Genomic DNA, 9,275 nt, shown 5'->3' with positions numbered 1-9,275 from the left:
GAGAGAACGGAGTGAGAGTCGCCGATTCCTCTGTTTCCTCCTGTTCAAAACTTGTCGTCAAAAAACACGTTTTTACGCATTTGTAATACAGAGACGGGGGCACAATACAGTATGTCCGCGTTTGCCGGGTCGAAAGGTCGTCGCAACTCATTAACCTGTTAAGTTTTCGCTGTGTCCTCTGTGGCTCTGTGGTGAACAATCCGAGCCAATGGGGATCCTCGGGCGGGACCGGCGACCATGCGCATCACCGAATGCCCCAGGAGCACCATGATGGCATAGGTCGCGGCGATCGCCAGGATGGGCGCGATCCCGGGCCCATAGGCGCCCCATTCCGGGAACTTCGCCATGTACCAATTATCGCGCGGCGGGCCGATGAGCGCCGCGAAGACGGCGAACACCGCCAGCCCGCGCCAGCCGAACCGGCGGGCCAGCCGCCAGGTCACGAGGTAGACGGGAGCGCACGAGATAGCGAAACCGAGGAGCATGAGCGTCAGAAAGTAGGGCTTCCAGGTGATTGTAAAGTGCCACCAGCCGACTTTCTCGCCCAGGGCAATGATTCCCAAGCACACCACACCAAAGACGGCCCCGCCGACCAACGCCCCCGCGATCCGCCGCGCCGTCGCCCGCGTGAAGAAGGCGACAACGACCAAGAGGGCGAGGTACAAAGCGTTGAATACGTGAAGCTGCAACGTAGTCATGGGTTGTCCAAGGCGACCGTTGGACCCGAGCCACAGCCGCCGATCACTGCAGTATAGCCGACGACGCGCACTCGAACTTCAGCGACCGACGAAATATGAACAATGCGGGCGGCGAGGCGAAATAATTCCAATGTCAGGTGCCTACGGGACAATAAATGCTCACCACTTGCCGCCTCGCGGTCGGCATCCGCAATTTCCGACGCTCGTGTACAGACGGCCGGTGACACCTTAGGATGTCGATATTGTTGTTCGCTTTGACAGGGGCGGCTGTTCTGTCAAGCCGTTCGTGGTGACGCATCAGCCCTGCTCGAATCGTGAGCCACTGGAACTAAAAAATGTCCGAATTGTTTGCTGGTGCCTACATCGTTCCCGATCAGCGCGACCGCCTCGAATCCGACGCCGATCCCACCGCCGCGAGTTTCTACGATTCGATACATGCAGACGAATTCCCTTACGACATTGGCGATGATCCGGCCTTTTTTTCAGCCCGGTATCACAAAGCCCCTGTGACTTGGGGCGTGTGCCGGCCTGATGTTCGTTGCAAGATCCGGCCAGACGATTGGATGATCTTTTTCGCAGCGGAAAGGGATGGCTCGCCGACTACGCGATACAGGTTTGCGGCGGCGTGTCGCGTTGAGCGAAAGATATCACAGCAGGAAATCTTCGCTTGTCAAGTGGAGTCAGTTTTCCGCAGTTACTTGAATCTTTTGATTCGTCCGCTAGATCGAGGCTGGGAGCACTTTGAACCATGTTTGCGAAAACCAAAATGGCACAAGGATTGGCTCTGGAGAATCTGCAAGCGAAACGACAAATCCTTTTCCAAGGAAGAAATCGTTGTCGCGGGCATTGAACACCAAGACGGAAATCCGCTTACTGTGAGGAATTCGCCCGCTCCCATTACTGACAACTACGTCATCTTCTCAAAATCGCAGTCCATCATTGCCCGCGACCCTCCGCATGTGGCAACCCATGACAAAGGCCAATCAGGAGAGACTTGGAGAACGGACGTTCGGTCCAAACGAATCCGCGCGCTTATATTCGGAATCGGAGAGCGCCAATGTTTGCGAACATCCAATCCGCAGCAACCTCATCGCCATTTCCACCGGCCGCTTTGCGATGCGACCTGGGCCGAGCAGTTGTTTAGTGCAATTCAGTAGCTGTTCACTGCTCCGCCTCCGTGTGTGCGAGCCCAAAGCCACGTTTGGATTGACGCAGGAAAGGGGATAATTCCGGCTTTACTTCCCGCCAGCGATTATTGCACTTGTCGCCTTTTCCGGTGCCAATTCCTGCGCGAGGCACGGCAGTGGCCTACCCTAGAAACTCTTTCACCGCCCGCCCGCCGGCGGAGAGGTTGTCGAGGCGCATTTCCGAGTATTTGCGGGAGAAGATCACGCCCGAGGCGCCGGACTTGAGGGCGGCGGTCGTCGAGTCGTAGACGTCCTGGGGCGTCGTCTTTTTCTGGTCGCGGGCGGTCGGGATGTCGATGTCGATGCCGGGGAGAATCTTGCACTTGGAGCCTATCCGAGAACCGTCCGCGGAGAGGGGGACAGACCCCTTTTGTTTCGCGGACTCCACAAAAGGGGACAGTCCCCGCCACGGCGGATGTTCCACCCGACGGTTCTCGACGCCTTCGACGGCGCGCCGCGTTTCGCGGGCGACGTAGTCGGCGGAGAGGCCGGTCGTGGGAAGGTCCGCGAGCGGCCTCTCGTGCTCGTAGCTGAGGATGCGGTTGAAGAAGCTGAAGACTTCTTCGCGCGATAGATCGCGAAAGACGGTGTTGTGAACGCTTTCGATCGCGCCGGCGTAGCGCGGGCCGCCGCAGAGGTTGTAGGCGACGATCTTGAGTTCGTCGGCATAGGTGGCCATCTTCGCGTAATCTTGCTCGGCGCGGAAGAAAGGGGCGAAGGAGTTAGCGTGCCAGATATGGAAGCCGACCTGGGCAGCGGGTTTGCTCTTCTTCGCGGTGTCGTACACATCCTGGTAGATCGCGTGCTGCCCGTCGGTCCAGAGTTTTTCCCAAGCGATCAACTCGGGATACTCGACCAGCAGCCGCCAGAAGGTGACGAAATAGCCGTCGGACGGACGATTGCCGGCTTGCGCGGCGGTGACGAATTGCGCCAGTTTCTTATAGCCTTCCATGGCCCGCGGCACGTCGATGCCGCGAACTCGAGCCGCTTTCTGATGGTGTTCGCAGAAGCAGGTTACGCGATTCGGGTCGGCCCGGCCGGCGTGCGAGGCGCCGATGGCGTTGTTGAGCGGTCCTTGGCGCTCCGAGCCCCACATGACGCCGTCGATATCGTACGACTTGCAGAAGTCGGCCGTCATCCCGGCGATGAAGTTTTTGTAATCGGGATTTAGCGTGCAGAGCGTGGCGGTCGGGCGACCCTGGAGGTCGATCTCCCGCAGAGGCTGGACTCCCGCGATGTCCGTGCGAAAAACGTCTTCATACCAGCAGTACACTCGCAGCCCGCGCTGCTTGGCCTTCGGCAGGACTTCAGCGAGAACGTCGTAGTCGCCGAAATCCGGGGCCTTGGTTTGCTTGAGCGCGGTCTTCTCGTAAAACGCGGCATGGGGAGTGGCGTAGTTGCCGCCGTGGAATGTGTCCTGGTCGTATTGCTGCTTGCCGTGATCTGGCAGCGGTTGGCCCGGCACTTGCCGGCCAGCGATGCCGCGGCCGTAGGTGAACGTGGCCAGGTAGATCGTGTTGACGTGGCCGCGCTCTTGGAGAATATCGAGAACCTGATCGACCCCTTCGTCGACAAAGGAAACGGCGCCGACCTGAATGCCGATGGTCTTGCTCGGCTTCGCAGGGCTTTGCTCGGCGGAGGCGGACGAAACCGTGGCGGCCGCCGCCACCGCAGCGGCGCCTTTGAGAAAATCGCGGCGGGGGACGGTCGCGGCGGAATCACGCGGATCCATGAGAACTCCTGATCGCCGCATTTTCCCGATCGACGACGGCCCTGTCAAATCTGAAACGCTGTCGCCGGCAAATCCGCGTTGGTAAGATAGCGGGCAGTCTGAGTCAGTTGGGCTTCAAATCCGGCGGGTGGCGGGTGGCATGGCCACTGCTCTGAGTGGCCATGTGCCAACACCGTCCATGCCGACGCCGAGCCGTGAGCATGGCACCCAAGGTATCAATGTAGCTCTGAAGCTCCACCCAGGATCGATTCCATCTCGCCGCAGACGAAAACATCGGATGAAACCTCGAATGAGATTGGCGACTACTATCCGGCGAAAGGCTCTGCCACTCAGCGCGCTGTTCGCAATGTGCTTCGTCGTCTCATATTGTTCCGCGGACGACGAACCTGTCGTGTCCGTGGTGACGGACGGCGCGGCGCGTGCGGCCGCGCACGGCGCCGGCAAGATTCTGGCCGCGCTCGGCAAAAAGGGCATTCCTTCTGAAAAAGTCGATTCGCTTGAAGCGGCGCGCGGAAAGTTCTCGATCGTCGCGGGGCTCGCCAACGGCGACGGTGCAGCGGCGAAGTTGCTCAAGGCCGCGAAGAAGCCGCTACTGCAAGGGCCGGAAGCGATTGTCATCTGCAAGTCCGAATACCGGAACAAACCGTGCTGGGTGATCGCCGGGTCGGACCTGCGGGGATTGATGTACGGTGAGTTGGACGTCGCCGATCGGATCGGCTGGAGCACCGATCGCGCCGCACCGCTTAGCGAACTGCGCGAAGCCGCAGAAAAGCCGGCCGTGACGACGCGGGCGGTTTCCATTTACACGATGAACCGCGCCTATTGGGAAAGCCGCTTTTACGACGAAGCCTACTGGGCCCGCTATCTCGATACGTTGGCCCGAAACCGCTTCAATTCGCTCGTGGTGATCTTCGGCTATGAAAACGGCGGTTTCCTCGCGCCATGTTATCCGTACTTTTTCGATGTCGACGGTTTCTCGGACGTGCGCATGGTGGGGATCAGCGCCGCCGAGCAAGAGCGCAACCTCGCGGCACTCAACCGCCTGATTCAGATGGCCCACGACCGTGGGTTGGATTTCACCATCGGCATCTGGGACCACATCTATCGTGGCGGGGTTCAAGGGGGCGGCGTGCCCGGCGCCGATGAAGCGGCCGGCAAGCCGACGCCCGGCCTGGTGTGGGGCCTGAGCGGCGACAACTTGCTTCCGTACACCAAGGCGGCGCTGGCCAAGTTCATCCGCGTGGTCCCAAACCTCGATGCCATTCAATTTCGCATGCACGACGAATCCGGCTTGAAGCGCGGCGAGCAGGATGCTTTTTGGCGAGGCGTCTTTAAGATGATCAAGCACGAGGCCCCGAACCTGCGGCTCGACCTGCGGGCGAAAGGGCTGCCCGATTCGGTTATTCAGACCGGGCTGGACTCGGGGGTGAAGCTGCGGATCACGACCAAGTATTGGATGGAACAGATGGGCCTGCCATTCCATCCCACGCACGTCAATCCGCCGGATCAGCACAACCGCCGGCATGGTTACGCCGATCTGCTCCGATATCCGCAGCAGTACAAGGTGCATTGGCGGCTGTGGAACGGCGGCACCGCGCGGATTCTGCTGTGGGGCGATCCGGAATACGCGCGGCGGTTTGTCGAGAGCACCCACCTCTACGACGGCGATGGCTTTGAAGTCAACGAGCCGCTGGCCACGAAGATGGAAGGCCAGCCGCACGACATGAAGCCGTTCGATCTGCTCAAAGTGCCCTACCGCTATTACGACTATGAATTCGAGCGGTACTGGCATTTCTTCCAGGTCTTTGGTCGCCTAGGTTACAACCCCGACACGCCGGCCGAAGTTTGGGATCGGGAATTCGAAAGGCGTTTCGGCAAGGAGGCGGCGCCGTTTCTGGAACAGGGCCTGCACCAGGCGAGCTGGATTCTGCCAAGAATCGTCGCCTCGAGCTATCCGTATCGCGCTTTTCCCATGACCGTGGGCTGGGCGGAGAAGCAGAGCTTCGGAACTCTGCCGAGTTTCGCCAAGGCCGAGGGGAGCGACGTACAGCAATTCGAGAATTTCGACGAGGAGGCGCAGCGGCTGATCGAAGGGGGCGAAACCGCCAAGGTCCGCCCTCAGGAAACCAGCCGCTGGTTCGCGCACGCGGCCGAGACGGTCGCCGCCCAAGTGGCCGAGGCAGAAAAGCGGATCGGCGACCACCGCGGCAAGGAGTTCGATTCGACCGTCGTGGATCTGAAGATCCTCGCTAACTTGGCGCTTTACCACTCGCGCAGGATTCCCGCGGCCGTCAGTTACCGCTTGTATGTCCGGACCAAAGATGTTGCCGCGCTGGACGACGCCATCGCAAACGAGCGCAGCGCCATCGAGGCTTGGCGGCAACTTGTGACCGTCGCGGGAGACGTTTATGCCGACGATCTGATGATGGGCACCCGCAACCGGAACCTTTCCGGCCACTGGAAGTCCGAACTAGCGGGTCTCGAAAAAGGTCTGCTCGCCCTGGAACAAGAGCGGCGCGAGGCCGAGAACCGCCGGGGACTGTCCTCGATTTCTCCCTCTGCCTTGACGGGAGAGGGCCGGGGTGAGGGTGAGTCAGAACAAAAGGGGAATGTCCCCCTGTCCGCAGGCGGTTCTCGAACAGGCTCAAAACCGGCCCCTCGTTATCAGGCCGCTGAGCCGGCCGAAATGCCGACGGTAATTCACGAGCCCATCACTTCAGCCGAAGCCGGCAAGCCGCTCACGATCACGGCCGAAGCCCATGCCCCCTCGGGCATCAAGTGGGTCCGCCTCCGCTACCGCAGCGTCACGCAGTTCGAGGACTACCGGACTCTGCCGATGCTCCCCACGGATGCCGCGGGCCATTTTCAAGCGACCGTCCCCGCGGAGGATGTCTCGCCGAAATGGGATTTCATGTATCTGTTCGAAGTCATGGACAACCAAGGGCACGGCCGGATTTATCCCGACCTGAATCAGACGACGCCCTATATCGTAGTGCGACTGGCACGATGACTCCGCGCGATTTCTCATATCGGCTCGTGCATGCCGCCAAGGATTGTCAGGCGCGGCGTGGCACGTTTTTCACTCCGCACGGCCCGGTGGAGTTGCCCGCCTTCATGCCGGTTGGGACGCAGGCGACGGTCAAGGGGCTGACGGTCGAGCAGGTGCGTGCGACCGGCGCTCAAATGGTGCTGGCCAATACTTATCATCTCGCACTGCGGCCCGGCGAGCGGATCGTCGAGCAGCTTGGCGGCCTGCATCGCTTTATGGGATGGGGTGGGCCAATCCTCACCGATAGCGGCGGATTTCAACTCTTCAGTCTTGCCGCAATTGTGAAAATCGCTGAGGAAGGGGCCACGTTTCGCTCGCATCTCGACGGCAATCTTGTGCAATTGACTCCCGAGCGGGCCGTCGAAATCCAAGAGTCGCTGGGGAGTGACGTGGCGATGGTGCTCGACCACGTCGTGGCGCTGCCGAACGAAGCGGCGGCGATTCGCGATGCCACTGAGCGCACCGTGCGGTGGGCTGCTCGGTCGCAGGCGGCCCATCGTCGTGCCGATCAGGCTCAGTTTGCAATCGTTCAAGGGGGACTTGATTCTGCGCTGCGGATCGCTTGCGCAGAGCGGCTCGCCGCGATGGGTTTCCCCGGATACGCCGTCGGCGGCCTGAGCGTCGGCGAAACGCCCGAGGAGATGGTTCGCGTTCTGGATGAGACCGTCTCCGCCTTGCTGGCCGATCGGCCGCGCTATTTGATGGGGGTCGGCCGGCCGCAGGATCTGTTGGAGGCGATCCGTCGGGGGATCGATCTGTTCGATTGCGTTCTCCCCACCCGCAACGGCCGCAACGGGATGGCGTTCACCGATGCCGGCAGCATTCGCCTGCGGAACCAATGTTATGCCGTCGATCCGCGCCCGCTGGAGGAAGGCTGTCCCTGCCCCGCCTGCCGCCATAGCAGAGGATATTTGCGGCATCTGTTCATGGTCCACGAGATGCTCGGCCCAATCCTGTTGACAGCTCACAATTTGACCTATTATCAGCGTTTGCTGGCCGCCGCGCGCGAGGCGATCGTCGGCGATAGATTTACAGAGTTCGCCGCCGAAAAACTCCGCGGCTGGTCAGCGGGCGAAGCAGAATCTGAGATTTGAAATCTGGTATACTGTTTGGAATGATCGCCCTTCCACGTCGCCGCTTCCAATTCAGCCTGCGGACGCTGCTGATCGTTGCGACGCTGCTGGCAATGCTCTGCGGCTACATCGGTCGGCAGGTCGAGATTGTCAAGAAACGTGACGTGATGGCCGCTGCGCCGGGCGTCGATTCTGTGACCGGGGATTCACTGAAGAGAATCCCTTTGTTTCGCAGGTGGCTCGGGGACAAGTATTATCTGGGGCTGTCCATCGACAAGTCGGCCTCTGATGACGAGATCGCTCGATACAAGAGCGCTTTCCCGGAAGCTACGATAATGAGGCGACCGGCAAGCGGCATCCAGGAACTTTGGCGGCGAGTAACGCAACGGCCTGTCCCTAGCGCACCACCAAGTCCATAGGGCGCTCCGCACCTCGGGCCCTCCCGGACTGCACACAGTTTTAAGACACACTTCCACACAACCGGTCCGCTTGACAGTTTGACGGCCACGGCGCTAGGATCCCGAGCGGCATTTTTGGCTTGCCGCTAACGACCGGTAAAGCCGCTCCGTCGAAGTTTCATCTCTGGTTCATCCCTCCTTCGCCAATGCCCGCACGCAGTCGTCAAACCCGTTTGCCGGGGCTCGATCCGGAGACACCGGCCGAAAAGGCGGATGTCTCAAATCGCGCGGCCAACGCGACATCCATCGATCCGCTCCCTGAAACGCTGGCGTCCTCAGTCGCCGATGTTGCAGCGCTAACTGCGATCGAGCCGGTTGCCGAAAACGGAGCGTCGCCTCAGAAAGAAACTTCGCCCCCCAAGAGCCTGCGCGGCAAGACGGTCTACGTCGTCGATTCGCATTCGCTGATCTTCCAGGTGTTCCACGCCCTGCCGGAGATGACTAGCCCGCGAGGCGAGCCGGTGGGAGCGGTGTTCGGTTTTGCCCGCGACATCATGTTTCTATTGGAGCAAAAGAAGCCGGACTATCTGTTTTGCGCTTTCGACATGCACGGCCCGACGTTTCGCCACGAGATGTTTGCCGGTTACAAGGAGCATCGCACGGAGATGCCGGCCGATTTGGTGCCGCAGATTCCGGCCATCGAGCGGATGCTCGCTGCGCTCGATGTGCCGGTGCTCGGTGTGCCCGGTTACGAAGCCGACGACGTTTTGGCGACCGTCGCTCGCATCACGGCCGAGAGAGGCGGGGAGTGCATCGTCGTCACCGGCGACAAGGATTGCCGGCAATTGCTCGGCGAGCGCGTGAAGATGTTCAACGTGCGGAAGAATCAGATGTTCGACGCCGCGGCCTTGGCCGAGGATTGGGGCGTTCGGCCGGAACAGGTCGTTGACTATCAAGCGCTGGTCGGCGATCCGGTGGACAACATCCCCGGTGTGCCGCTGATCGGGCCGAAGATGGCCCGCGAACTGTTGCAGAAATTCGGCACGCTGGAAGACCTCTATGCTCGAATCGACGAAGTTGCTGGTGGCAAGCGGCGCGACAATCTTCTGCTGGGCCGCGAGCAAGCGTTCTTGAGCCG

At 60.7% G+C, this 9,275-nt stretch carries 6 protein-coding genes; 4 read left to right on the top strand and 2 right to left on the bottom strand.

Going from position 1 to position 9,275, the window contains the following annotated elements; all coding sequences use genetic code 11:
• Positions 1–158: 158 nt before the first annotated feature.
• Together VGY55_04605 and VGY55_04600 are read right to left on the bottom strand one after the other, a co-directional pair.
• Positions 159–698, bottom strand: a complete 540-nt coding sequence (locus tag VGY55_04605) for a hypothetical protein (GenBank protein HEV2969249.1) — start codon at positions 696–698, stop codon at positions 159–161.
• A 1,308-nt stretch (positions 699–2,006) separates the two neighbouring features.
• Positions 2,007–3,617: a twin-arginine translocation signal domain-containing protein gene (locus VGY55_04600; GenBank protein ID HEV2969248.1), complete on the bottom strand. Its 1,611-nt coding sequence runs from the start codon at positions 3,615–3,617 to the stop codon at positions 2,007–2,009.
• Positions 3,618–4,008: 391 nt separating this feature from the next.
• On the opposite strand from VGY55_04600, the gene VGY55_04595 reads away from it, so the two are divergent.
• The 4 genes from VGY55_04595 to VGY55_04580 form a co-directional block, all read left to right on the top strand.
• A complete protein-coding gene (locus VGY55_04595) occupies positions 4,009–6,627 on the top strand; it encodes a hypothetical protein (GenBank protein HEV2969247.1) in 2,619 nt (872 codons plus the stop codon).
• Complete coding sequence (gene tgt / locus VGY55_04590) at positions 6,624–7,760, top strand: tRNA guanosine(34) transglycosylase Tgt (GenBank protein HEV2969246.1); 1,137 nt, start codon at positions 6,624–6,626, stop codon at positions 7,758–7,760. The genes VGY55_04595 and tgt overlap by 4 nt, the downstream gene beginning before the upstream one ends.
• A gap of 20 nt (positions 7,761–7,780) precedes the next feature.
• Entirely contained in the window at positions 7,781–8,158 is a 378-nt protein-coding gene (locus VGY55_04585; protein ID HEV2969245.1) for a hypothetical protein, read from the top strand.
• A gap of 185 nt (positions 8,159–8,343) precedes the next feature.
• A partial coding sequence (locus VGY55_04580) for a 5'-3' exonuclease H3TH domain-containing protein (protein HEV2969244.1) occupies positions 8,344–9,275 on the top strand: 932 nt, incomplete at its 3' end.

Source organism: Pirellulales bacterium (assembly GCA_035939775.1).
Lineage (GTDB): Bacteria > Planctomycetota > Planctomycetia > Pirellulales > DATAWG01 > DASZFO01.
This window is presented reverse-complemented; position numbering and strand designations above follow the sequence as displayed.

Bases quoted from the DNA above. Each gene is read 5' to 3' on its own strand.
- VGY55_04605 (HEV2969249.1), bottom strand. From the start codon at position 698: ATGACTACGTTGCAGCTTCACGTATTCAACGCTTTGTACCTCGCCCTC.
- VGY55_04600 (HEV2969248.1), bottom strand. From the start codon at position 3,617: ATGGATCCGCGTGATTCCGCCGCGACCGTCCCCCGCCGCGATTTTCTC.
- tgt (HEV2969246.1), top strand. From the start codon at position 6,624: ATGACTCCGCGCGATTTCTCATATCGGCTCGTGCATGCCGCCAAGGAT.
- VGY55_04585 (HEV2969245.1), top strand. From the start codon at position 7,781: ATGATCGCCCTTCCACGTCGCCGCTTCCAATTCAGCCTGCGGACGCTG.